Annotated in this window: 19 protein-coding genes; 12 read left to right on the top strand and 7 right to left on the bottom strand. The window is 40.4% G+C overall.

Annotation, left to right across the window (positions count from 1 at the left end):
* Positions 1-43: 43 nt before the first annotated feature.
* The gene (locus MWU84_RS07900; protein WP_246900344.1) at positions 44-1,312 is read left to right on the top strand and encodes a Gfo/Idh/MocA family oxidoreductase; all 1,269 of its coding nucleotides are present in this window, start codon (positions 44-46) and stop codon (positions 1,310-1,312) included.
* A gap of 22 nt (positions 1,313-1,334) precedes the next feature.
* A complete protein-coding gene (locus tag MWU84_RS07895) occupies positions 1,335-4,736 on the top strand; it encodes a DUF1080 domain-containing protein (protein WP_246900341.1) in 3,402 nt (1,133 codons plus the stop codon).
* A 139-nt stretch (positions 4,737-4,875) separates the two neighbouring features.
* Here MWU84_RS07895 and MWU84_RS07890 read toward each other — a convergent pair whose 3' ends face one another.
* The 3 genes from MWU84_RS07890 to MWU84_RS07880 all read right to left on the bottom strand — a co-directional run bounded on the left by MWU84_RS07890 (position 4,876) and on the right by MWU84_RS07880 (position 9,085).
* Positions 4,876-7,434, bottom strand: a complete 2,559-nt coding sequence (locus tag MWU84_RS07890; RefSeq protein WP_246900339.1) for a carboxypeptidase-like regulatory domain-containing protein — start codon at positions 7,432-7,434, stop codon at positions 4,876-4,878.
* The gene (locus MWU84_RS07885; RefSeq protein WP_246900337.1) at positions 7,418-8,326 is read right to left on the bottom strand and encodes a FecR domain-containing protein; all 909 of its coding nucleotides are present in this window, start codon (positions 8,324-8,326) and stop codon (positions 7,418-7,420) included. The genes MWU84_RS07890 and MWU84_RS07885 overlap by 17 nt, the downstream gene beginning before the upstream one ends.
* 246 nt (positions 8,327-8,572) lie before the next feature.
* Positions 8,573-9,085, bottom strand: coding sequence for an RNA polymerase sigma factor (locus tag MWU84_RS07880; protein WP_246900335.1), 513 nt, complete (start codon positions 9,083-9,085; stop codon positions 8,573-8,575).
* 114 nt (positions 9,086-9,199) lie between these two features.
* Here MWU84_RS07880 and MWU84_RS07875 point away from each other — a divergent pair, with 114 nt between their 5' ends.
* The 5 genes from MWU84_RS07875 to MWU84_RS07855 all read left to right on the top strand — a co-directional run bounded on the left by MWU84_RS07875 (position 9,200) and on the right by MWU84_RS07855 (position 15,161).
* Positions 9,200-10,966 (top strand): hypothetical protein, encoded by a 1,767-nt coding sequence (locus tag MWU84_RS07875; RefSeq protein ID WP_246900334.1) that lies wholly within the window; start codon positions 9,200-9,202, stop codon positions 10,964-10,966.
* 137 nt (positions 10,967-11,103) lie between these two features.
* On the top strand, positions 11,104-12,441 hold the full coding sequence (ffh, locus tag MWU84_RS07870; RefSeq protein WP_246900331.1) for a signal recognition particle protein: 1,338 nt from the start codon (positions 11,104-11,106) through the stop codon (positions 12,439-12,441).
* A 78-nt stretch (positions 12,442-12,519) separates the two neighbouring features.
* Positions 12,520-12,816: a four helix bundle protein gene (locus MWU84_RS07865; RefSeq protein ID WP_348647856.1), complete on the top strand. Its 297-nt coding sequence runs from the start codon at positions 12,520-12,522 to the stop codon at positions 12,814-12,816.
* Positions 12,817-12,920: 104 nt separating this feature from the next.
* Positions 12,921-13,805 carry a bifunctional 5,10-methylenetetrahydrofolate dehydrogenase/5,10-methenyltetrahydrofolate cyclohydrolase gene (locus MWU84_RS07860; protein WP_246900329.1) on the top strand — a complete coding sequence of 295 codons (885 nt, stop codon included), beginning with the start codon at positions 12,921-12,923 and terminating at the stop codon, positions 13,803-13,805.
* Between the two features lie 285 nt (positions 13,806-14,090).
* The gene (locus MWU84_RS07855) at positions 14,091-15,161 is read left to right on the top strand and encodes a PAS domain-containing sensor histidine kinase (protein WP_246900327.1); all 1,071 of its coding nucleotides are present in this window, start codon (positions 14,091-14,093) and stop codon (positions 15,159-15,161) included.
* A gap of 109 nt (positions 15,162-15,270) precedes the next feature.
* Here the strand turns inward: MWU84_RS07855 and MWU84_RS07850 are convergent, their stop codons facing one another.
* Positions 15,271-15,420, bottom strand: a complete 150-nt coding sequence (locus MWU84_RS07850) for a hypothetical protein (RefSeq protein WP_246900325.1) — start codon at positions 15,418-15,420, stop codon at positions 15,271-15,273.
* 386 nt (positions 15,421-15,806) lie between these two features.
* Here MWU84_RS07850 and MWU84_RS07845 point away from each other — a divergent pair, with 386 nt between their 5' ends.
* The 5 genes from MWU84_RS07845 to MWU84_RS07825 all read left to right on the top strand — a co-directional run bounded on the left by MWU84_RS07845 (position 15,807) and on the right by MWU84_RS07825 (position 21,117).
* Positions 15,807-16,970 carry a dipeptidase gene (locus MWU84_RS07845; protein WP_246900323.1) on the top strand — a complete coding sequence of 388 codons (1,164 nt, stop codon included), beginning with the start codon at positions 15,807-15,809 and terminating at the stop codon, positions 16,968-16,970.
* 162 nt (positions 16,971-17,132) lie between these two features.
* Positions 17,133-18,320, top strand: coding sequence for an enoyl-ACP reductase FabV (gene fabV, locus MWU84_RS07840; RefSeq protein WP_246900321.1), 1,188 nt, complete (start codon positions 17,133-17,135; stop codon positions 18,318-18,320).
* 58 nt (positions 18,321-18,378) lie between these two features.
* Positions 18,379-19,239, top strand: a complete 861-nt coding sequence (locus MWU84_RS07835) for an alpha/beta hydrolase family protein (protein WP_246900318.1) — start codon at positions 18,379-18,381, stop codon at positions 19,237-19,239.
* A 52-nt stretch (positions 19,240-19,291) separates the two neighbouring features.
* Positions 19,292-20,263, top strand: coding sequence for an aldo/keto reductase (locus MWU84_RS07830; protein WP_246900316.1), 972 nt, complete (start codon positions 19,292-19,294; stop codon positions 20,261-20,263).
* 17 nt (positions 20,264-20,280) lie between these two features.
* Positions 20,281-21,117, top strand: coding sequence for a sugar phosphate isomerase/epimerase (locus MWU84_RS07825; RefSeq protein ID WP_246900314.1), 837 nt, complete (start codon positions 20,281-20,283; stop codon positions 21,115-21,117).
* Between the two features lie 56 nt (positions 21,118-21,173).
* Here MWU84_RS07825 and MWU84_RS07820 read toward each other — a convergent pair whose 3' ends face one another.
* The 3 genes from MWU84_RS07820 to MWU84_RS07810 form a co-directional block, all read right to left on the bottom strand.
* Entirely contained in the window at positions 21,174-21,599 is a 426-nt protein-coding gene (locus MWU84_RS07820) for a VOC family protein (RefSeq protein WP_246900312.1), read from the bottom strand.
* Positions 21,600-21,701: 102 nt separating this feature from the next.
* Positions 21,702-22,541, bottom strand: a complete 840-nt coding sequence (locus MWU84_RS07815) for an alpha/beta hydrolase (RefSeq protein ID WP_246900309.1) — start codon at positions 22,539-22,541, stop codon at positions 21,702-21,704.
* Between the two features lie 13 nt (positions 22,542-22,554).
* On the bottom strand, positions 22,555-23,100 hold the full coding sequence (locus MWU84_RS07810; protein WP_246900306.1) for a hypothetical protein: 546 nt from the start codon (positions 23,098-23,100) through the stop codon (positions 22,555-22,557).
* Positions 23,101-23,109 lie beyond the last annotated feature (9 nt).

Raw genomic sequence — 23,109 nt, 5'->3', positions numbered from 1 at the left:
GAATAAATATCAAAACTTCAAATAATTAATATAATAAGTATAGATGGAGAAAAAATCAACCAGCCGTAGGGATTTTGTAAAAAGGTCCCTTGTGGCAGCTGCAGGTATCAGCATTATTCCGAGACATGTAATGGGTGGAACCAACTTTATACCGCCCAGCGATCAATTAACAAAAGCAGTAATTGGTGTAGGGGGCATGGGTCAGGGACATTTGGATTATGAAGGAACACGATTGTTGGCCATTTGTGATGCGGATGCCAATCATTTGTCCAGTACCCTTCAGAAAGTTGGAAGCAGCGTAAAGGGGTATAGGGATTTTAGGGAAGTTTTACAGAGGCCGGATGTTGATATCGTTCATATTGCAACTCCTCCGCACTGGCATGGTCTTATGTCCATTATGGCGGCTGAAGCAGGTAAGGATGTATGGTGTGAAAAACCAATGACCAGGACTATAGGTGAAGGTAAAAAGGTAGTGGAGGCAATGCAGCTGCATGGGAAGATGTTCCGTTTAAATACTTGGTTCCGTTTTAAGGATAATTTTTACGGAATGGGTACTCCCGTAAAGAAATTAAAGAAAGTGGTTGATAGTGGTGCCCTAGGGTGGCCATTAAAAGTTACCATTAGCGGGGTTACGGGATTTAACTGGAAATTTTATTGGGTAGGCAAGGAAAATCTAACGCCACAACCCGTACCAGCAGAGTTGGACTATAATATGTGGCTGGGACCGGCACCGGAGAAGCCATATCATCCGCATAGGGTTCATGGAACCTTCAGGGGATATTGGGATTACGATGGTGGAGGACTGGGGGATATGGGCCAGCATTATATTGACCCAGTACAATATTTTTTAGGTAAGGATAACACCAGTCCTGTTAAAGTGGAAGTGGACGCCCCAGAGCAGCACTACGATGCTATTGGTACTTGGAGAAGAATTATTTATACCTATGCCGATGGTTGCCAAATTATTTTGGATGGTGAAAATAGTGATAAGGATGCTGCTTATATTGAAGGGCCCGATGGGAAAATATACAACGGATTTAAATCTACCATTCCAAACATAGAGGGCTTGATAAACAGTCTTCCAGATCCAGAAGAACAGATTACCGTATTCTCCGAATCTGTAAAAACCAGACAGAAATTTGCGCTTAATGAAGAGAATGGCCATCGTTCGGCCACCGTTGTAAACATGGGTATTATCGCCTTGAGATTAGGACGTACGTTGGAGTTTGATCCGGTAAAACAGGAATTTATCAATGATGAGGAGGCCAATAGATTAATAGATCAACCAATGAGGTCCTCTTGGGCTTATTAACCAAATACTTAGAATTAACAAAATGAATAGATTATATAGAAACATTAGTGTGCTAATGCTATTTGTGGGCACACTTGTCATTAGCGCTCAGGACAATAGAACCTTGGATACCAAGGTGGCCGATATTTTGATGCAGTTGCCAACAGAAGATCTTGGGCATTCCGACCAGTTAATGCAGGAGATCATTGATTTAGGTCAGGAAGGAATACTAAAAATTACCGATAAGCTTGTACCGCTTGGTAGTGGGGATGACACCCAAGCGAGATACGCGATCCAAAGTGTGGCCATTTACAGTGGTGGGCAACAATCCACAATTCATAACAGTGTAGTTGAAAATGCCCTGCTAAATGCCTTGGAATCCGCATCAAACAATGAAGTAAAGACCTTTTTAATGGATCGTCTGATCTATAGTGGAACAGACGTAAGTGTTCCTGTTCTATCTGAATATTTGTCCAATAAAGATTTGTTTAAGCCTGCATTGGCCGCTTTGATCTCTATAGGTACAACGGATGCTTCCTTAGCTATTTTAGAAGCTACAGAGGTTGGGGATGTAAATAAACAAGCTGCTTTTATAGAGGCTTTGGGAGCCTTGCAATTTGCTCCGGCGGAAGAAGTTTTGAAAGCTAGTGTAAACTCGTCTTCAAAAAGTGTTCAACAAAGGGCCTTGATGGCATTGGCAGAAATAGCCAGTCCCAGTTCTTATGAAGTTCTTGAAAAGGCTGTTGGGAATTCCAATTATCAATTGGATGACACTAAAAGTATACTTGCCTTTATTCACTATGGCAATAGATTACAAAAGGAAGGCAATAAGGCCTTAAGCAATACTTTGGCCAAAGCCTTACTTAAAAATTGCAAGATGGAGGGTCAATTGCACTATCGCTCTGCGGGGATTCATATCTTAAGTGCTAATGAGGGTGGCTCTTTTACCAAGACCTTGCTAAAGGAATCCAAGAACGACAATAAGAACTATGTGGGTGCCGTGTTGGATGCAGCTGGAACTGAACTTACACCGGATGAAGTGGCTCTTTGGGCCAAGCAGTATAAAAAGTCGAGCTCAGAAATTAAGCCCCTTATTATAAGAATGCTCAGCAAAAGCGATGAAACGGTAGTCTTTGATAAGGTTGTATTGAATGCAGTAGCATATAAGGATGTTGCGGTTCGTGAGGCCGGTATAAAATCTCTGTCCTATCAAGATAAGAATAAGGCCTTGCCTGTTTTGTTTAACAGTTTAAAATCGGCTACCTACCCCCAAGAGTATGCTGCCATAGAAGAAACATTGTTGCGATTGTGCGACGCCAAGGATAGTCAATTATTAGCCAGTGAACTTGCCAATGCAAATGAGGCCGGCAAGGAAGTATTGATAAATGTCTTGGCTGCCAGGAACGCTACGGACCAATTTAATACGCTAGTGGCCTATATCGAGGCCGGAAGTGATAAAGTGGCCAGTGCGGTGTATGGGGCTTTGCCTTATATTTCATCCGAAAAGGATTTTCCCACCTTAATCGATCTATTGGGAAAAACGGATGGCCAAGAAAACATCAGTAGTGCCCAGACGGCCCTAGTGAACATTATAAATGAAGGCAATGGCAAGTATTCCGATGCTGTGTATAAGGCTTATAATGGTGCTGCCGATAAATCCAAATTACTACCGGTATTGGCCTCCTTGAGCAGTAAGGAGGCCTTGGAATTGGTGTCACAAAGACTTGCAACAGGCAATGGGAATGAAAAAATGATAGCTTTGGATGCCTTGTCCAATTGGAAAAACAACGATGCCTTGCCTTATCTATTTGAAACGGTCCAAGGCAGTGCTGCTAGTGAAATCAGAAAAAATGCTTTTGGGAACTATTTGGCCAAAGTGAGAAAATCGGATTATCCAGCTGATCAGAAATTACTCTTGGTGAGGAAGTTAATGCCGGAAGCCAAAACTCTCGGGGAAAAGAAGCAGGTACTTTCTGCGGCCAGGAATATAAAAACTTTTCTTTCCTTGGTTTTTGTTTCGGAATATTTAAACGACCAAGAATTGTTGACCACCGCTTCCAATGCAGCTATTGCCATAGCTCTCCCAACACCAGGAGTACAAGATGGTTTAAGCGGAGCGGTAGTTAGGGATATAGTATCTAGAAGCGTGGACAACCTTACAGGTCCCGATAGTCAGTATATAAAAATTGATGTGAAGGAGTTTTTGGATAAAATGCCTTCAGATAAAGGTTTTGTGTCCATCTTTAACGGAAAGGACTTTACAGGATGGGAAGGCTTGGTTCAAAACCCAATTGCGCGTTCCAAAATGTCCTCCAGAAAATTAGCAGCTGAACAGGCCAAGGCCAACGAGCAGATGATGCAGGATTGGTATATAGAGAATGGGGTAATTGGATTTAAAGGGGAAGGATATAATAATATCTGTACAATAAAGGATTATGGCGATTTTGAAATGCTGGTTGATTGGAAGATTACCAATGGCGGGGATAGTGGTATTTATTTGAGAGGTACGCCCCAGGTTCAAATATGGGACATTGCTAGAGTAGATGCTGGTGCCCAAGTGGGTTCAGGCGGATTGTACAACAATCAGAAGCATGAGAGCAAGCCGCTACAAGTGGCGGATAACCCTATTGATGAGTGGAATACCTTTAGAATTAAAATGGTAGGTGAACGCGTTACCGTACACTTAAATGGAGTTTTGGTAACGGACAATGTAGTTTTGGAAAACTACTGGGATCGCAAACAGGCTATTTTTGCAAAAGAGGCCATTGAACTGCAGGCGCATGGTGAGGATTTGGGCTTTAGGAATATTTATGTGAGGGAAATTGGTTCCGGTGATGAGCAGTTGACGGAAGAGGAAAAGAAGGAGGGTTTTAAATCCCTGTTGAATGGAAAGGATTTGGATCATTGGGTAGGAAATAAGACCGACTATGTCATGGAAAACAACGAGTTGTTGGTACGACCTAAAAGAGGTGGACATGGTAACTTGTTTACAGCTGAGGAATATTCGGATTTCATTTTTAGATTCGATTTTAAATTGACACCTGGCGCCAATAATGGTTTGGGTATCCATGCTCCATTGGACGGAGATGCCGCCTATGAGGGTAAAGAATTGCAGATTTTGGACGATACGGCAGAAATATATGCCAATCTACAACCTTACCAGTACCATGGGTCCGTATACGGAATTATTGCAGCCAAAAGAGGTGCTCTGAACCCGGTAGGGGAGTGGAATTCACAAGAGGTAATCGTTAAGGGGAATCACATTAAAATTACCTTAAATGGAACTGTAATTGTGGATGGAGACTGGAAGGAAGCGTCCAAGAACGGGACAGCCGATCATAAGGAACACCCAGGCCTGGAAAGGAATACAGGTCATATTGGTTTCTTGGGCCATGGAGCCGAATTGGCTTTTAGGAATATTAGAATAAAGGATTTGAGCAAATAATTTGATTGATTATTTATTTATGTGCCGGAAGTTTTGGATAGGTTCCAAAGCTTCCGGTTTTTTTGTGGCTATAGCCAAGGGCCATATTTTTTTGAAGTGAGTTCGACAAACTTTTGTGGCAAAAATGGCTAGAGGTGCACTAAAAGTTCATTCGGAAGCTGAAGTTGGGAGTAATGCCCAAGGAAACCCTTTCAATCGTTTCAATTTCGTTTTGGTCGTTTATTCTGTAATAGGTGTTCAAAATATTCTTTTTGTTCAATATATTCAATACCGAAGCTCCGACCGAAGATTTTATCCCTTGGCTTATTTTGAAATTGTAGATAAAGGAGGCGTCGGCCCTTAGGTAAGCAGGTAGTCTACTGCTGTTGGGTTCCTCGTAGTTGATTTGGTTGGGGAAAACATTAAGGACAATGGCATTGTTGCCCTCCTGAGGCTTGGTGTAGGGCCTTCCCGTATGATAGTTGGCACCAAGTCCCATTCTAAAACTCTTATAAGTATAGGTACCTGCAAAGGTTATGGTGTGCCTAATGTCCAAATTATTTGGGAAGTGGTTGGGCGATATGTTTTCAAAAGTATAATTGTTGGTGTTATAGGCATAGCTAAACCAGGTGCTATAGGTAGCTGTTTTTTTGTTGATCAAGAATTCTATTCCAGAGACATCGTACTTGCCGATTTCGCCACTAAATTGGTCTTGGTTTTGAAAGCCTTGGGTAGAGGTGCTTATTCCGTTTACTTTTTTGTAAAATCCTTCCACGCCTACATAGAGCGTGTTTTTGTCATAATTTAGTCCTAAGGATATTTGTTTACTTTTTGTAATGGGCAATTTTTCGTTGTCCGATAATGTCCATCGCCTTTTTTCAATCCCCAGAAAATTTTGTTCCAGATCGATGATTTGGTTGGTGGTCTGACTTTTAAATTCACCTAACAGCTCGGTCTTAAGACCATCGGTCAAGGCATAATTTAGGTTTAATCTAGGCTCCAGAATAACTTCATCAAAAGTTTTAAAGGTCTTGAGGTTTTTTATATAATTTAATCTAAGTCCGCCCCTGGCATTGAATTTTTCATTTTTCGATCTATAATCCAACTCGGAAAACAGGGAATGGGTCATTATTACCCCTTTTATATTGCTTTTGTACGCGGGTTGGGTAACTTGGGTATAGTTGGTTATACCAACTTCGTTCAGTTGGTATCCATTTAGCCAATTAAGGTTGTTGTCCAATTTGTAATTGGAATTCAGCTTTAGTGCTTTTTCCAAAACTTGGTTATTCTGGAAAAGCTGCTGGGATTCCGAAGGAATGTTTTCCGAGTCTAGATTGTAACGTGTATAGTAAAGGTTTAAATGGGTACTCCATTTAGGGGTCCATACACTTTCCAGACTGCCACCAAAGGAAAGATTGGTTTGTTCCAATAGACTCTCAGCTTTGCCGTCCTCTGTTTTTTCTGTATACTTGAGGTGGTTGCTGGTGTTGATAAAACTCAGTCTTATTTTTTGGTTGTCATTGATATCATAGAGCAATTTTCCCGTAAAATCGTAAAAGTAAAAATCTTCGTTTCTCTCTATGTTCTCATTTGAGGAATTGTCATTGTCCTTTACTTCACTATCTTGGAATACCTTGTCAAAAAATCTATTGTAGGTTGGGGTATTTATAAAATCGGTGGTAGAACGTCTACCCGAAAATTGAACCGAAACCTTTTCGGAAATGGGGAGATGTCCATAAACATCGCCACTTAATAAGTTGAATCCCGCCCCGCCAATGAACGAATCAGTTATTTTATTTCTAGTGTGAATATTGATAACACTGCTAACTCCATCGCCATATTGAGCACTGGTGCCATTTTTTGTAATGTTTACATAATCTATCAAATAAGGATTAAAGGCTGAAATCAAACCGAAAAAATGTCCTGAGTGATACATTTTTATACCATCCCATAAAACTAGATTTTGGTCATTGGTTCCTCCCCTAACGTTAATGTCGGACACCGTTTCATCTACGCTCTTTATACCTGGCAATGCTTGTATGGTCTGTAGTACATCAGGTTCTATAAGTCCGGGTAAAATCCCAAATTTATCCGTGTTAAGTTCAATGCTGGCATCCGGTTTTTTGGTAATACCCGTAGTTAGGAATTGATATACCACCACTTCTTCCAGCTGCTGATAGTTCGGAGACATTAGGATAGTCTTGCATGGATTACTGCCAGTCAGTTCTTCCGCACTCAAATATTTGGTCTTAAACCCAAGGTGTTTTATCGCGATATTGGCATTTCTTGGAACTTCCTTTAAATAAAACTGTCCTTCAATATCGGTGATTTGGGATATGTTACTACCCAAAACTTCTACGGTAGCACTCATTATGGTACTGTTCTCAAAATTGTCCACAATATTGGCACAGATATCTACGAAGTTACTTTTGGATATGGCAAAATAACGGTCACTGAGCTTGGTTATATTAAGTTTGGTCTGTCCGCGGAGTTCCTCAAGTATTTCTGGAAGTGTCTTGGAGTTGGGAACGGAAAACTTCTGGCCTTGTAAGTCTTCATCCACAAAGGAAAACTTAACGTTGAATTCCCGCTCCAGTTCTTCCAAATAGCTAATTAGATTCGCTTTTTGCGTACTATTTTCTTGTGCCCAATTGGAATAGGGAACAAGAAATAAATATAGGGCAATAAGAAATACAACGTATTTATGGTGTTTCAGCATAGAATAGCACTTTATTCCCCTCTAATTTGAACTTGATCTGAGAAGGAGTACTTATACTTTGCAACGCTAATTCCTTGTCGGTATTGCTAAAGGATCCTGTAAATAATTGATCGGTATCAATATTTTGAGTGGAGACCTCTATATTAAATTGTCTCTGAAATTCGTCCAAAACATATTTCAGGGGAATACTCTTAAAATTACTTTCGTTCCTTATCCAAGAAGGTTCTTTGGTGTTTGGTATTTTCAATGACTTTACTTCGCCATTTATGACTACCAAAGAATTACCTGCAGGTAGTTTAACTTCCTTTTTGTTGTATAAGACACTCACCAATCCTTCATAACAGGCTACTTCGAAATAACCTTTTCTGTTTTCTACATTAAATTGTGTCCCCAAGACCGTAACGGTTCCATTCTCTGTGGTTACCGTAAAACGCTTTCCTTTGGCAACTTTAAAAAAAGCTTCCCCATTTAGCGCTATATCCCGTTTTTTATCCCAATTCTTTTTACTGTATGAAATTTGGGAGTCTGCGTTTAATTGAACCTCCGAAGCATCTGGGAGCACTATTTCAGCTCTTTCGGCATATTGTGTGCTAATTTCTTCGTTCAGGCTACCATAATATAGAAAGGACCCCACAACAATAAAGGCGATTGCCGCAGCAATGCTTAAGTATTTTTTAAACGGAATTAGTTTAATGACTTTGCTCTCAGTGGTAGCTTTGCGATTGTTGAGGTCTTTCCAAGCTTTTGCCATGTCAAAATCCGCACCTGCCAAATTATCAGTGGCATCCCGTAACCTTTTGTACGAGGCGTATTCCTTGGACTCCTTAAATTTCTTGACTTCCTCTTCGGAAAGTTCGTTGTTGAGCCATTTTGCCAAATAATTTTCTTGCATGGTTTCTAGCTTTATATATAGGTATAACAATCAGAAATTAAAATACCCTACTTTTTAATTAATAATAATTATTGTTAGAATTGAGATATTAGTATTGAGTATTGGGATTGGAACTGTTTCATAGAACGAAAACTCAATAACCTTAAACAGGGAAAAAACAGTTTCCAAACCGCTAATTCGTTTAATTCCATACCACATTAAAGCCATATAGCTCATTACTTAATACTCTGTACTCAATTCTATTTTTTATATCCCTTCAATCTGTTCCCTTAGTGTTTTTAAGGCCAAGTGCATTCTTTTTTCAATTGCTTTTACGCTAACCCCCTCCATTTCCGCTATTTCCGCATACTTCTTTCCGTCGATCCTATTTAATAAAAAGGTAGTTCGTTGGTTTTCGGGCAATGCCGACAATGCCCGTTCCAATTTCTCTTTATATTCCTGTTCTTCCATTATAAAGTCTGGGGACTCATGTACCACTGCACTGGTATCCGGGGCGTATTTTAATCTTACCTTTTCCGCCTTTAGCACATTCAGGTATAAATTATTGGCAATGGTATATACATATGACTTTGCCTTATCCGGAGAAACCTTGGAACAGTTTTCCCATAATTTTATAAATGCTTCCTGTACAACATCATACGCTTTTTCTTCATTGCCAAACTTATAATATATATAGTTAAAGACCGTTTTGGAATAAGTGCTGAAGATTGAGGCGTAGACATCGTCCTTGCAAACATGTTCTTCTTTGATAGCTTTCAAGCCTGCTTGTTTTTAATTTTTTCAAAGATATTTTAAAAAAAATGAAAAATTGGGTAGGGTATTTTAAAAGTGAGTTGTTTTAGAGATATATGAACAAATAAAAACCAAATCATTATGAAAAAGTTTATGTCTTATTTAATGTTCTCGAGCCTACTTCTTGTGGCATTAAGTTTTACCTCTTGTCAGGAAGAATTTGAAGAATTACCTGGAGAGGATAGCCAAGAAGCCATATTGGCAAGTTCCAGTACGGCACAATTAATAAAAAGAACCTCCTCCAAAGATGGTTCCTATGATAATATAGTGGATGGAGCTAGCTGTATTGCAATTAATTTTCCTTATGTGGTAAATGTAAACGGCTTGGATGTTAATATAGATGCTGTTGAAGATTTAAAGTTGATAAAGCAGATTTTTAATGAGGTAGAGGTAGATGATGATATCTTGGAAATTATCTTTCCTGTACAGATAACCTTGTCGGATTACACTGAAATCACTATTAGTAGCAAGGAACAACTTCGTGAAAAGGTCGAGGAATGTATTGAAGGTGGGGATGACGATGATATAGAATGTATAGATTTTGTCTATCCAATAGTAGTATACTCCTTTGATATTAATTTGCAGCAAACCGGTAATGTAACCGTAGAAAATGATATGCAGTTAAGACGCTATTTTGCGGAACGCGGTGATGATGACCTACTTAGTTTTGATTTCCCCATTACATTGGAGTTGTATGATGATACCAAGGTTAGCGTAAGTAATAATGCCGAATTGGCCAATGCAATTGAAACTGCCAAAAGTGAATGTGATGAGGACGATGATGATGATTATGACGATGATTATGACGATGACTTTACCCAAGAGCGTTTGGAAGAATATCTTGTTGCCTGTCCATGGTTGGTAAATGAAGTAATAAGGGCCAATGTAGACAATACAGGTCAGTATTTTGACTACGTAATGAATTTTACCGAAGACGGAAATGTAGTAATGAAAGATAGGGTCGGTAACAGTTTAATGGGAACTTGGAGTACTAGAATTGGAGAGAACAGGGTGTTGTTGAACTTGGAGTTCGAAGCCTTGGCCGATTTTGATCTGGAGTGGTTTGTATATGACCTCGAAGATGGTAAAATTAAATTGTATGCCGGTGAAGGAGAGAGGATCATAATGAAGAAGGCATGTGATATTGTGGACAATACCCCTGATACTTTGAGGGAAATATTGAAGGAATGTAGCTGGGTGATTAAAAAAGTGAAGCTCAATAACGAAGATATTGACAGACTTTTGGGATATGAGTTTAATTTTCACGCCGAGGGAGTGGTTACCTTGAGCAGCGAATCCAATATTTCCGAAGGTGAGTGGGCCATTACGACCAATGCCCAAGGACGTTTGGTAATGGCCATTACCATGGGAGACGAACCAGGGGTAAGCTTTGAATGGTTGTTGTCCGATCTTAGGGACAAACGCTTAGGATTTAGTATTGAGGATTCCAATTATGAACTTATTTTGGAAAGGGTTTGTGATAATAATTCCGATGATGACGATGTTGCCGAAATAAGGAATATTATGATGGGCGGCGAATGGATGATAGCAAAATATACGGAGGGTGATAATGATGAAACCCAAAATTATGCCGCTTTTACCTTTGCTTTCCAGGCAGAACTTGCCGTTAATGTTACAACAGGGGAAACCGGACCTACTTATCCAGGACTTTGGAGAATCATCCGGGATAGTGAAGGAGAGTTGAAATGCTATCTTAATTTTGGCTTGGCCACGGCTATGCAGGTTTTAATGGATGACTGGAAAATTGTCTCCATTACCAATGAGCGAATTGAGTTAAAGATGATTAATGAGAACAGTATAGAAATTCTGGTCTTCGAAAAGAAATAACAAATTTGCCCCAATTTTTGGAAAAGGGTGACTTCTTTATGAAGTTGCCCTTTTTTTACGCTTATATTTTTCATCCCAAACTTCGGACTTACGGCAGTTATTCTTAAATTTGCGCTTTCCTGATAATAAGTAAGACTATGTTTGATAATTTAAGTGAAAAGTTGGATAAGGCGTTACATGTTCTAAAAGGGCATGGGCAAATTACAGAGATCAATGTTGCGGAAACCTTAAAGGAAGTGCGAAGAGCGCTTTTGGATGCGGATGTCAACTTTAAAATAGCCAAGGAGTTTACCAACAAGGTCAAAGAAAAGGCATTGGGACAAGATGTATTGACCTCCCTTCAGCCGGGCCAATTAATGGTGAAATTGGTAAAGGACGAACTGACGGAACTTATGGGTGGTGATGCCGAGGGCATCAATTTGTCCGGTGCACCTTCCATTATCCTAATGTCCGGTTTGCAGGGTTCTGGTAAAACAACCTTTTCAGGGAAATTGGCCAATTACCTGAAAACCAAAAAGTCAAAAAATCCATTGTTGGTGGCTTGTGATGTGTATAGGCCAGCGGCAATAGACCAACTTCATGTTGTTGGGGAGCAGATTGGTGTTGAGGTGTTTTCGGACCGTGGAAATACGGATCCCGTGGCCATTTCACAGGCAGGTATCGCACATGCAAAGGCCAACGGATATAATGTAGTTATCATAGATACGGCAGGTCGTTTGGCAGTGGATGAGCAAATGATGAATGAAATTGCCAATATCCATAAAGCCATTAAACCTCAGGAAACCCTGTTTGTAGTCGATTCCATGACTGGTCAGGATGCTGTTAATACCGCAAAATCATTTAACGATGTACTTAATTTTGATGGGGTAATACTGACTAAACTGGATGGGGATACCCGTGGTGGTGCCGCTATTTCTATTAAGTCGGTCGTAAACAAACCCATCAAGTTTATAGGAACCGGGGAAAAGATGGATGCCATAGATGTCTTCTATCCTTCCCGTATGGCCGAGCGGATTCTTGGTATGGGAGATGTGGTTTCTTTGGTGGAAAGGGCACAAGAACAGTTTGATGAGGAAGAGGCCAGAAAAATCCAAAAGAAGATAGCCAAGAACAAATTTGGTTTCGATGACTTTTTAAGCCAGATCCAGCAGATTAAAAAAATGGGTAGTCTTAAAGATCTTATGGGGATGATTCCAGGAGCAGGCAAGGCTTTAAAAGGGTTGGATATAGACGATGATGCCTTTAAACATATAGAAGCCATTATACACTCCATGACCCCTGATGAACGTTCTACCCCGGCCAAATTAAATGCCAGCCGCAAAAAGCGAATAGCCAAGGGAAGTGGTACTAGCATACAGGAAATAAACCAATTGTTGAAGCAGTTTGATCAAATGAGCAAGATGATGAAAATGATGCAAGGTGGCGGTGGCAAAAAGATGATGCAGATGATGGGGGCCATGAAGGGGATGAAGTAATACTGTTGTCGATTTGGTTAACAGTTTTCAGTGGCAGTTGGCAGTTAATTTAAAAAGCTGGATCGCAAACTATAGGACATGGGATACAAAAAATTGTTGGCCTATCAGAAAGGATTTAAAATAGCAATGGACATTTTTGAAGTGTCAAAATCCTTTCCTAAAGAAGAAACCTATGCTTTGACAGACCAAATTAGAAGATCTTCCCGATCTGTTTGTGCCAATATTTCGGAGGCCTATAGAAAAAGGAGATATGAAAAGCATTTTATCAGCAAATTGACAGATGCTGATAGTGAAAATTCCGAAACTCAGGTTTGGTTGGAATTTGCCGAATCTTGTCAATATATATCAGTGGATGAGAAACGGAACCTTATCTAGGGAAGTTTGGAAATAGGAAGATTATTGCAATACATGATTAACAACCTGGGCAAGTTTGGTGTTTAAAGGACTGCCAACTGCAACTGGGAACTGAATACTAAAAAATGGAAATACTGGACGGTAAAAAAGTATCGAATCAAATTAAGGAGGAAATAGCCGCTGAGGTGGCTAAAATGAGGGAGCGTGGAGAAAAGGTGCCGCATTTGGCAGCGGTAATCGTTGGGAACGACGGTGCCAGCCTTACCTATGTTGGTAGTAAGGTAAGGTCCTGTGAGAAAGTAGGATTCGAGTCTACCTTGGTACAGTTGCCAAGCACCACCTCGGAGCAGGAGTTGTTGAACAAGATAGAAGAGCTTAACGAAGATGAGGATATAGACGGATTTATTGTTCAATTGCCTTTACCGGAGCAGATCAATACACAGCGTGTTTTGTTGGCGGTGGATCCCGATAAGGATGTGGACGGATTTCATCCTACCAACTTTGGAAAAATGGCCTTGGACATGAGTACTTTTATTCCTGCAACCCCATTTGGGATTTTGGAACTTTTGGAAAGATATAAGGTAGAAACCAAGGGGAAGCACACTGTGGTTATTGGTCGTAGCCATATTGTGGGTAGGCCTATGAGTATCCTGATGGGAAGAAAGGGCTGGCCTGGTAACTCTACGGTTACCTTGACCCATAGCCATACCAAAAATATTACTCAGATAATTTCACAGGCTGATATTGTTATTTCCGCTTTGGGAGTACCCAACTTTTTAAAAGCTGAAATGGTGAAGGACGATGCAGTAATTATCGATGTGGGCATTACAAGAGTACCGGACGATACCAAGGAAAAGGGTTATTATATCACCGGGGATGTAGATTTTGAAAACGTGAGCAAGAAGGCTTCGTATATTACCCCGGTTCCCGGAGGAGTAGGGCCAATGACTATTGCCATGTTGTTAAAAAATACCTTGTTGGCAAGAGAGAGGCATAGAAGCCAAAAATAATGGTAGAATACCGCAGGTCATTTGATCTGCGGTTTTTTTTTGTTTTATTAAGTTGCCTGTGGCAATTTTGAAAACGAAGGCTCCCATGTTTTTACTCGATAATCGAGATTTTAACCTGCCTACTGCAGCCTGGTGTTCTGACGCGGGCCTGCCCGTACCCATCCAGGCGGGCTTGCCCCAAGGTAGTTTACTTTCATGTGTAGAATAGTGGTTGGGAATCGACCAAAATAGTTTAATATATCCATTAATTAAAAAACGTATATTGCCACAATCCTAAAAAACCAAATGCGGAATACCGAAAATCCCAGTCTTGAACCGTTTTTTAATCTTTCTATGGACCTATTGTGCATTGCAGGATATGACGGGTATTTTAAAAAAGTGAATCCGGCTGTCGTCGAACTTTTGGGCTACACGGAGGAAGAGTTGTTTTCTAGACCAATTAAAGAGTTTATCTATCCCGAAGATATGGATCTAACGGCCAGATATAGGGAAAATTTGAAAAATAATGTACCCTTGGTCAATTATGAAAACAGATATGTTTGTAAATCCGGGGATTTGGTTTGGTTGCATTGGACTTCAATTCCATTGGAGGACCAAAATTTGATCTATGCCATTGCTAAAAATATTACCCACAAAAAAAAGTTGGAAAAGGAACGGATAGAACATCTTATTAACTTGGTGAATAGGAATCAAGAATTAAAACAGCTCAATTATACCACATCGCATGATCTAAGGTCACCGGTAAACAATTTGTTGTCCATATTTGAGTTTTTGGATTTTAGCAAAATTGATGATGCCGAAATATTGGAAACCTTGGATTATATGAAGAAAGCAACTGAGGGACTCAATAATTCCCTCAATAAATATGTAGACCTGCTAAGTAAGAAGGACAGCTCGAATATTGACTTGGAAGAGGTAGATTTTGAATCAACTCTTCAACAGGTTAAGTCCTCCATCAATTCCCTGCTGGGTAATGCCAATGTAACCTTTAAGGTCGATTTTTCGGCCCTTAGGGGCGTAAAGCACAATATAAATTACATGGAAAGCGTTTTCCTGAACTTGTTGACCAATTCCATAAAATATGCAAGGCCAGATGTTCCACCGGTTATTTCCATTACTTCGCGGGTTTTAAATGGTCTGCAACAGTTGGTATATACGGACAACGGACTTGGTTTTGATATGGAGAAAGTTGGGGGTAAAATCTTTGGGTTAAATCAGAAATTCCACCATAACGGGGACAGTAAAGGTGTTGGCCTATATTTGGTATACAATCATATTAATAACCTAGGGGGGAAAATTACCGTGGATAGTGAGGTCGATAAGGGGACTACTTTTACCATTACGTTTAAATCATAAGAAGGTTACCTTATAGCAGGGCTGCCAAAGGTCTTTATAAGAAACGGATTAGAAACAAAAAAGATCTATTTAAAGCCTGATGTGCTTCAAATAGATCTTTTTTCCTAATCTAAATGGACGGCTCTACAATGGTTTGTTCGGTTTGAGAACCGTCTGTCGGGGTGAGGACATCAATTTTTTCTTCGTCTTCATCATTGGTACAACTGCTTAGGGTTAGGACGCAAAAGATGACTGTGGCAAAATAGATTACTTTTTTCATGAGTTCAGAGTTTAGTAGGTGTATCCAAATTCAATTTAATCTTATAACGTTTTATTTTCATTTTTGTTTTGTTCGTGAGATCCGCATTTCAAAAGTTGCAGGCTCAATGAAATGCGTTGGACAAACGAATCCGACCATTTTGGTGGGGTTTCTGTATTAGAAAGTTGCTTTTCAAGGAATTCCAAGCATTATGCTAACTGCGAGAATTCAATTTTTTTGTTCCTGTCATATCTCACGGGCTTTCCCCAAGATATTTCCGTTGTTAGATTTCCCTAAACTGCAAAAAGCAAGGTAGTAGGGATATTTGCAAATAATAAATCGACAGGCGTTATAGTTGTTTTAATTTATTTTGATTAATTTTTAGCTCATTAAAATGGGGGGATTGCATGAAAAAAATTTTTAGATACGCTTTGGCCGTTGTGCTCATTCTATATTTCATTGCAACGCTTCTAGTATCTCCCATTTTGGACAAACAGATGAACCTTGTTGAATATAATGATCCCAGGGTGTTAGGGGACGAAGCGAAGGAATTGTACAGTTCGCTTGAGTTCATAGCAGACTTACATTGCGATGCCTTATTGTGGGATCGTGATTTGACCAAACGCTTGGATTATGCCCATTTGGATTTTCCACGTATGCGACAGGCCAAAATGAGTTTGCAGGCGTTTACCATAGTTACGAAATCTCCCAAAGGGCAGAATTTTAAGAGCAATAGTGCAGACGCCTTCGATAAAATTACGATGTTGAATTTCGTGCAGGGCCGGTTCCCGGATAAGTGGTTTAGTTTGTACAAGCGGGCCGAGTATCAGGCAAGAGCTTTGCAGAACTATCAGGGGAAGAATGACAGTAAGTTCATATTGGTAAAATCGCGCCAAGATTTAAAAAACTTGATAAATCTAAAAATAGCGGATCCCGAGGTTATTGGTGGTTTTTTGGGAATTGAAGGAGCACATTGCCTAGAAGGGAAATTGGAAAATTTGCAAAAAATCTATTACGAAGGGGTTAGAATGTTGGCCCCTACCCATTTTTTTGACAACGAAATAGGAGGATCAGCACACGGTCTTTCCGGAGAAGGGCTTACCGATTTCGGTGGGGAAGTAATTCACGAGATGAATAGATTGGGTATTATTATCGATTTGGCACATGTCTCCCCAAAAATGATAGATGATATTTTAGACATTTCCAACAAACCAGTTTTGGTATCACATACGGGAGTAAAAGGTACTAAGGACAGCCCCCGCAACATATCGGACCGGCATATAAAGAGAATTGCAGCCACGGGCGGACTTATAGGTATTGGGTTTTTTAAGGGGGCCATAAAAGGTGAAATCAAGGACATTGTGGAGGCTATGAAGTATGTCCGTGATTTGGTGGGCATTGAACATGTGGCCCTAGGGTCCGATTTTGATGGTGCGGCCACCACGCCCATAGATGTAACCGGACTACCTTTTATTGTTCAGGAATTAATGGACCAAGGATTTTCGGAAGTGGAGATCAGAGCCATTATGGGCGAGAATGTCAAACGGTTTTTAATGGAACAATTACCCTAGAATCAGGATACTTTTATCTAAATCCGCATTATAAGATACAATTTTAGTCACTACAACTTTGTCTTTTGAATCTTTTATATATCTTCGATAATTGGGAAAATTATAAATAATATGCACTATAACACACCCCATGTTGGGAGAGTGCAAAAAATAAATTAAGAAATGATAATAGAGCCTAGAACACGTGGATTTATTTGCCTTACCTCCCATCCTAAGGGATGCGAACAAAATGTTATTGATCAAATTGAATATATTAAGTCCAAGGGAGCCATAGATGGGGCAAAAAAAGTGCTGGTTATAGGAGCTTCCACCGGTTTTGGCTTGGCTTCCAGAATTACTGGTGCCTTTGGTGCCGGGGCATCTACCATTGGGGTATTTTTTGAAAAACCACCCTCAGAGGGCAGACCTGCCTCACCAGGTTGGTACAACAGTGCCGCCTTTGAAAAAGAAGCGCATAAGACCGGATTGTACGCAAAAAGTATAAATGGGGACGCTTTTTCCCATGAAGTTAAAAAGCAAACCTTGGATCTGATCAAAGCCGATCTAGGCCAAGTAGATATGGTTATCTATAGTTTGGCTTCCCCTGTGCGGACACATCCAGATACGGGTGTAAAATATAAATCGGTCTTAAAGCCTATAGGGGGCAAATTTAAAAATAAAACTGTGGACTTTCACAGTGGGGTAGTATCCGAAGTATCCATAGAACCAGCCCAAGGGGATGACATAGAAAATACAGTGGCCGTCATGGGAGGTGACGACTGGAAAATGTGGATAGATGATTTAAAAAAGGAAGGACTACTATCAGAAGGGTTTACTACAATAGCCTACTCTTATATAGGCCCTTCACTTACGGAAGCGGTGTATAGAAAAGGAACCATTGGCCGTGCCAAGGATCATTTGGAGGCTACTGCTTTTACTATATCTGATAGTTTAAAACCGATAAATGGCAAAGCCTATGTTTCCGTAAACAAGGCATTGGTAACCCAAGCGAGTTCTGCTATACCGGTAATTCCATTATATATTTCCCTTTTGTACAAGGTAATGAAGGCAGAAGGTATACACGAAGGATGTATAGAACAGATTCAGCGCTTGTTCCAAGATAGATTGTATGCGGACAAAACACCTACTGATGATAAAGGAAGAATAAGGATAGATGATTGGGAAATGCGTGATGATGTTCAGGCCCGGGTCGCAGCACTTTGGAAGGAGGCCACCACGGAGACCTTACCAAACATTGGGGATCTTAAGGGCTATGAAAAAGATTTTTTCAATCTGTTCGGGTTTATGGTAGAAGGGGTAGACTATGATGAGGACGTAAACGAAATGGTGGAAATTCCTGGACTTCAATAAAGTGTATATACAATCGCTCTTTATGAATTCATTAAATATTATAGATAAACTTGATAAAATGAAAAACTACATTTTATTGTTATTGGCGCTCCTTTTCGGAAATCCGATTATGGGACAGACCGGAAAAGTGTTCGACGCACTAAGCATGAAGAGTGAAATTCTTAAAAGTGAAAGGGAATTTGCGGTGTATCTGCCTCCGGATTATGAAACGTCCATTAGGAGCTATCCTGTTTTGTATTTACTGCATGGTGCTGGCGATGATCAAACCGGCTGGGTACAATTCGGGGAAGTGCTGCGTCTTACGGATAACGCTATAAAGGAGGGGACAGCTACACCTATGATCATTATAATGCCAGATGCCAATACCGGAACTAGGGGTTATTTTAATTCCATAAAAGGGGATTGGCGTTATGAAGATTTCTTTTTTGAGGAATTAATGCCCTATGTGGAAAAAAAATATCGCATTAAGGGAGAGAAAAGGTATAGGGCAATAGCAGGCCTTTCCATGGGTGGTGGTGGAACGTTCATGTACGCCCTACACCATCCGGAATTATTTTCCTCGGCCTGCCCTTTAAGTGCCTATGTTGGGGCCTTAAGTTTGGAAGATTTTAAGCAAAGGCTGAAAAGCAATAACGAAAATTATGAGGATAGCCTAGTAAGTGCGTATTATGAAAAACACAATGCCCTCTCCTTAATTGAGTCCTCATCGGTCGATGCCATGAAGTCCGTTAGATGGTTTATAGACTGCGGAGATGACGATTTTCTTTATGAAGGCAATAGTCTGGTACATATTGCCATGAAAAAGAAAGAGGTGCCCCATGAATATAGGGTAAGGGAAGGGCGACATAGTTGGACCTATTGGCGGGAATCCCTGCCAGTGGTTTTGGAGTTTGTTTCCGATGCGTTTCATCAGTATTGATCAATAATGATTACCAGTATTCCTAATAGCAAGAAAGTATTAAAGATTAAATATGATTATAAGAAAATTTGGTAGAACCCAGTGGGATGTAGGTGAAATAGGATATGGAATGTGGGGCATGGGGGGATGGACCGAGTCCGACGACCTATTGTCTGCCAAGTCGTTGGATCTGGCTGTGGAAAACGGAGTTAATTTTTTCGATACCGCTTGGGCCTATGGTCATGGGCACAGTGAAAAATTATTGGGCGAATTGCTGCGAAGGTTTCCCAATAAAAAGCTTTATACGGCCAGTAAGATCCCAGCTAAAAATTTTAAATGGCCGGCAAAACCGGAATATAGTTTGGAGGAGTCCTATCCTACGTCCCATATAGTGGATTATACCGAAAAGACCCTTCAGAATTTAGGCAGGGAGCAAATAGATTTGATGCAGTTCCATACCTGGGACGACAGTTGGTCCGATCGTGAAGAATGGCAAAGAGCGGTGGAAGATTTAAAAAAGTCGGGCAAGGTAGCCGCCATGGGTATAAGTGTAAATCGCTGGGAACCAGAAAATGGTATCAAGGCCCTTAAGACAGGAGCCTTCGATGCGGTACAGGTTATATATAATATTTTTGATCAAGCTCCGGAGGATGTTCTTTTTCCATTATGTGCAGCTTTGGATATTGCTGTCATTGCCAGGGTTCCTTTTGACGAAGGCACCTTGACGGGGAATATAACCAAGGAGACCACCTTTCCGGAAGGGGATTGGAGAGGGACATATTTTGTTCCCGAGAATTTAATAGCAAGTGCGGAAAAGGCAGATCTGCTGAGACCGGTGGTTCCTGAAGGTATGGCCATGGCGGAAATGGCTTTGCGATTTATTACCATGAACAAAACGGTAAGTACCATTATCCCTGGAATGCGGAAGGAAAGGAACGTTTTAATGAATACGGCCTTAAGTGATGGCAAAGGTTTGCCCAAGGAGTTATATCAAGAATTGAAGTTGCATAGATGGGATAGAAAACCCACCTCTTGGTCACAGTAACATAAAGTGTAGATAAAATGACAACAAGAAAAGATTTTTTGGTCCAGTCGGGCATGTTGGCGGCAGGAGTGGTATTGCTGCCATCGTTTACCTTGCCCTATAAGAATCCCCAAAAGAATTTAGGGGTACAACTGTATACCTTTCGCAAGGAAATGTTGGAAGATGGCGTGGGTACTTTAAAGAGAATAGCAGCCTTGGGAATTAAGCAAATTGAATCGGCAAGAAGTACCGAGGGACTTTATTACGGGTTGGCACCAAAGGAAATGAAAAACGTTTGTGAAGATCTCGGTATGACCCTCAGGAGTGGGCATGTTGCCTTGGACGAACACTGGAAGGAGACAATGGATCAGGCCGCAGAGTCCGGACAGGAATATCTAATTTGTTCCTCCATGCCTACCGAGGGACAAACAGCCGATAATTATAAGGCAGTGGCCGAGGCCTTCAATAAGGCTGGGGAAGAATGCAAGAGTAGAAACATTAAGTTCGGATACCACAATCATGAATATGAATTTGAATCCGAAAACGGGGAGGTGTTTTACGACATTCTATTGAGCAACACCCAAGCAGACCTTGTGCATATGGAACTTGACCTAGGGTGGGTAGTTGTAGCAGGAAAGGATCCTTTGGATTATTTTAAAAGATATGAGGGCAGATTTCCGTTATGGCATTTGAAGGATATGGACATGACGAAAAAGGAAAGCACCGAGTTTGGAAAAGGCGGTCTAAATATTGCCCAAATGCTGCAGTACAAGAAGGAATCTGGTTTAAAGTACATATTTATAGAGCAGGAGGAATATGCCAGTACCCCTTTTGAGAGTATGACCCACAATATGAAGTTCATGAAAAACCTGTAAAGGTTTTTATGAACACCAAAGATTAGAATAATATAAGTTTATGGGTATGGGAATACTTATTTTGCGAATAATTGTCCCATATCCTTAAAGGCCTTGAATTCCAAGGCATTTCCTGCTGGGTCCATAAAGAACATAGTAGCTTGTTCCCCAACTTCTCCCTTAAAACGGATATAAGGCTCAATAACAAAGTCGACCCCTTTGGCAATAAGTTCTTCCGAAAAGGTTTTAAAGGTGTCCCAGGGAAGGACTACCCCGTAATGTGGTACGGGAACATCCTTGCCATCTACAGGGTTAACATGCAACTCTTCTTCCTGTTCCTTGGGTTTGTAATGAATTACCAATTGGTGACCGAACAGATTGAAATCTACCCAATGGTCACTGCTTCTTCCTTCTTCGCAATTTAATATCTCTCCATAAAAGGTACGGCATTCAGCCAAATTATGAACGGGGATGGCGATATGGAAGGGTGTTATTTGAGACATATTTTAAAGTGTTAATTTTCAGAATTAGGGTCAAGCCCTTACGGATAAAAATAGGCATTTTTAAAGGAGTATATTGGGTTGGAGTAAAAATTGTAGAAGATATTACGACTTTAAAAAATCTGCGATTTCACGGTATAGGTCTTCTTGATGTAAGGAGTGGCCAAGACCAGTGGTTTTTATCAACCTGCTATTTTTCCAGTTTTCATGCAGTCTGGAAGAGGCACTAAAGGGAGTTATCGGGTCCCATTCATCATGTATTATCAGCCCTGGTTTGGAAATGGACTTGGCAAATTTGGGAGTGGATATGTCGTCTATTTTAAATTTAAAGTGTTCATATATATGCTTGTCCAGCCCCTGTAAAACTTTTTTGTTAAACTTCAAAAGGTTCTGGTAATGCTCCATTAACTCCGCAAGTTCTGCCGGTGCGCCCAGAGTCACAATTTTTTCAATGGAAGTATTCGGGTTTTGATATTGGTTGTGTATAGTGGCCAATCCGCCCATGGAATGACCAATAATATATTTAGGACTATATAATTCGATGAGGTGTTGGGCATGCTCTGCATAGGTGACTACATTTAAACTTGTGCCTTCAGAATATCCGTGACCTGGTGCATCAAAGGCAATGATGTTGAATTCCCTTTCCTGTAATTTTTCTATGAGATTCCGCCACCTAAAGGCGTTGCTTTCCCAACCGTGCAGCAAGAGAACGGTTTCCTTGCTTCCCGGCCATTCATAGGTCTGTAGGCCTGTGTTTTTTACAAATATCTTTTTCCCCAAGAACATTTTTAAGTATTCTTCCTGAAGGGGTAAAACCCTGCCTTTTCTTGGGGTGCTAAAAAGTTTGAACGCTTTTTTTCCCGCTTCTTTTTCGGAGAAGAGAGCGGTGGAATTAAAGTAGGCACCGTAGGATCGTGCTAGAACGTGGTATAAAAATTTTTGCATAGGATAGATATGGCTATTCCCAGCCCACCATCATGTATTTTATTTTTGCCTTGTCCGGTATCTGTACAGCTTCAATATCGCTATTGCCGTATTGCAAATTACTGGGAAGTTCGGTCTTGGCTATGGTGAAGTAGGCATCAGAGTCTTTTAGGAAGATGACTACATTATTAAGGGCGGTTATAATTTTTTTGATGGCGTGCTTGTCCTTAATATCTTTAAAGGTGCTATTGAGCCCAACTCCCTTTTCGGTAACAAACCTGGGGTCATAAATACGTATGATCTCAATACTTGGAATACTATCGGTATTGGGGGAAAGGGTCAGCAATTGTTTGCCTCCTTTTTCATAGATACTAATTTTTTTTGCAGGGGTGCCAATCCTGGTAATTGCCGTATCACTTACTATGGAATCACTGGCAAATATGGTTTCAATTTCATCAATGGTATTGGATTTATGCAGTTTGCCTACCTGATCTTTGGCAATCACAAAATCTGTATTGGTGTTACATTGAATAAAGAGTAGCGAGCTTAGCGCTAGGACAAAAATCGATTTTCTTATCATTTTATAATT

The sequence above is a fragment of the Arenibacter sp. F20364 genome (assembly GCF_023015905.1).
Lineage (GTDB): Bacteria > Bacteroidota > Bacteroidia > Flavobacteriales > Flavobacteriaceae > Arenibacter.
Note: the sequence above shows the minus strand (reverse complement) of the source record. Positions and strands in the feature narration are given on the sequence as shown.

Bases quoted from the DNA above. Each gene is read 5' to 3' on its own strand.
- MWU84_RS07900 (WP_246900344.1), top strand. From the start codon at position 44: ATGGAGAAAAAATCAACCAGCCGTAGGGATTTTGTAAAAAGGTCCCTT.
- MWU84_RS07895 (WP_246900341.1), top strand. From the start codon at position 1,335: ATGAATAGATTATATAGAAACATTAGTGTGCTAATGCTATTTGTGGGC.
- MWU84_RS07890 (WP_246900339.1), bottom strand. From the start codon at position 7,434: ATGCTGAAACACCATAAATACGTTGTATTTCTTATTGCCCTATATTTA.
- MWU84_RS07885 (WP_246900337.1), bottom strand. From the start codon at position 8,326: ATGCAAGAAAATTATTTGGCAAAATGGCTCAACAACGAACTTTCCGAA.
- MWU84_RS07875 (WP_246900334.1), top strand. From the start codon at position 9,200: ATGAAAAAGTTTATGTCTTATTTAATGTTCTCGAGCCTACTTCTTGTG.
- ffh (WP_246900331.1), top strand. From the start codon at position 11,104: ATGTTTGATAATTTAAGTGAAAAGTTGGATAAGGCGTTACATGTTCTA.
- MWU84_RS07865 (WP_348647856.1), top strand. From the start codon at position 12,520: ATGGGATACAAAAAATTGTTGGCCTATCAGAAAGGATTTAAAATAGCA.
- MWU84_RS07860 (WP_246900329.1), top strand. From the start codon at position 12,921: ATGGAAATACTGGACGGTAAAAAAGTATCGAATCAAATTAAGGAGGAA.
- MWU84_RS07855 (WP_246900327.1), top strand. From the start codon at position 14,091: ATGCGGAATACCGAAAATCCCAGTCTTGAACCGTTTTTTAATCTTTCT.
- MWU84_RS07850 (WP_246900325.1), bottom strand. From the start codon at position 15,420: ATGAAAAAAGTAATCTATTTTGCCACAGTCATCTTTTGCGTCCTAACC.
- MWU84_RS07845 (WP_246900323.1), top strand. From the start codon at position 15,807: ATGAAAAAAATTTTTAGATACGCTTTGGCCGTTGTGCTCATTCTATAT.
- fabV (WP_246900321.1), top strand. From the start codon at position 17,133: ATGATAATAGAGCCTAGAACACGTGGATTTATTTGCCTTACCTCCCAT.
- MWU84_RS07835 (WP_246900318.1), top strand. From the start codon at position 18,379: ATGAAAAACTACATTTTATTGTTATTGGCGCTCCTTTTCGGAAATCCG.
- MWU84_RS07830 (WP_246900316.1), top strand. From the start codon at position 19,292: ATGATTATAAGAAAATTTGGTAGAACCCAGTGGGATGTAGGTGAAATA.
- MWU84_RS07825 (WP_246900314.1), top strand. From the start codon at position 20,281: ATGACAACAAGAAAAGATTTTTTGGTCCAGTCGGGCATGTTGGCGGCA.
- MWU84_RS07820 (WP_246900312.1), bottom strand. From the start codon at position 21,599: ATGTCTCAAATAACACCCTTCCATATCGCCATCCCCGTTCATAATTTG.
- MWU84_RS07815 (WP_246900309.1), bottom strand. From the start codon at position 22,541: ATGCAAAAATTTTTATACCACGTTCTAGCACGATCCTACGGTGCCTAC.
- MWU84_RS07810 (WP_246900306.1), bottom strand. From the start codon at position 23,100: ATGATAAGAAAATCGATTTTTGTCCTAGCGCTAAGCTCGCTACTCTTT.